This is a genomic window from Azonexus hydrophilus (assembly GCF_905120355.1).
Lineage (GTDB): Bacteria > Pseudomonadota > Gammaproteobacteria > Burkholderiales > Rhodocyclaceae > Azonexus.
Genome location: NZ_CAJHOB010000046.1, coordinates 1 through 1,271 on the forward strand (window position 1 = coordinate 1; position 1,271 = coordinate 1,271).

At 58.2% G+C, this 1,271-nt stretch carries 1 protein-coding gene; it reads left to right on the top strand.

Annotation, left to right across the window (positions count from 1 at the left end; all coding sequences use genetic code 11):
- The first annotated feature begins 63 nt into the window (after positions 1–63).
- Positions 64–1,238, top strand: a protein-coding gene (locus tag JYJ39_RS13900) for an IS3 family transposase (RefSeq protein WP_205205239.1) whose coding sequence is annotated in 2 segments (ribosomal slippage) — positions 64–325 and positions 325–1,238 — 1,176 coding nt in all. Because the reading frame shifts where the segments join, the coding sequence is not laid out codon by codon here.
- Positions 1,239–1,271 lie beyond the last annotated feature (33 nt).

The following is a 1,271-nucleotide window of genomic DNA, read 5'->3' on the forward strand; positions in this document are numbered from 1 at the left end:
TGAGGTAGGCTGAAAAAAGTGGAGTCCAACGTTTCGTAAAATGATCGAAAACGGAGGACAGAGATGGAACGGATACCGAAAGGGATTTACACGCCGGAATTTCGGGCGGAAGCAGTGAAGTTGGTGGAAAAGGACGGGCTGTCAGTGGATGCGGCAGCGAAGCGTCTGTCAGTACCGAAGAGCAGCCTTGGCAACTGGGTGCGAGCTTCGCGCGTGGGGAAACTGGCCACGGTCGGACAAGGGCAGCGGGTTCCGACGGAAACGGAAGTTGAACTGGCCCGGCTACGCAAAGAATTGGCGGAAGTGAAACTGGAGCGCGACCTGCTAAAAAAATGTGCGGCGTATTTTGCGAAGGAGTCGCGGTGAAATACGCCCGGATTGACGAATTGCGACAGCAGCATCCTGTAGCGGCGATGTGCCGGGTTCTGGAGGTCTCGGAAAGCGGCTATCACGCCTGGCGTCAGCGCCCGCCCTCGGCCCGGACGCAAGAGAATCTCCGGCTGGAAACCGAAATCAAGGCGGCACATCAGCGAACGCGCGAAACCTACGGGCCGCAACGCCTGCAATCCGATCTGGCCGATCACGGCATCCCGGCGAGCGTCTATCGCATCAAGCGAATTCGCAGGCGCCTCGGATTGCGCTGCAAGCAGAAGCGGAAGTTCAAGGCGACGACGAATTCGAGCCATACGCTGCCGCTGGCGCCCAATCTTCTGGATCGGCAATTCGCCGTGGCGGCGCCCGATCGCGCCTGGGTCAGCGATATCACCTACGTCGCCACCGACGAGGGCTGGCTCTATCTTGCCGGTATCAAGGACTTGTTCAACGGCGAACTGGTCGGCTACGCCATGTCCGAGCGGATGACCACGAGCCTGGTGTCGCAAGCGCTCTTTCGCGCCGTCGCCGCCAAGCGGCCGGCAAAGGGACTGATCCACCATTCAGATCGCGGCAGCCAGTACTGCGCCCACGCTTATCGAAAGCAACTGCAACAATTCGGCATGCAAGCTTCCATGAGCCGCAAGGGCAATTGTTGGGACAACGCGCCGATGGAGAGTTTCTGGGGTTCCCTGAAAAACGAGTTGGTGCATCACAGGCGCTTTACTACGCGCACACAGGCCAGGCAGGAAATCACCGAGTACATTGAAATCTTCTACAACCGAATTCGTAAGCAGGCGAGACTGGGTTATCTGTCGCCGGCACAATTCACCCAGCAATACCATGCAAAACAGATAGCCGCTTAACCCGTTGGACTCTACGGTTGACGACCTACCTCA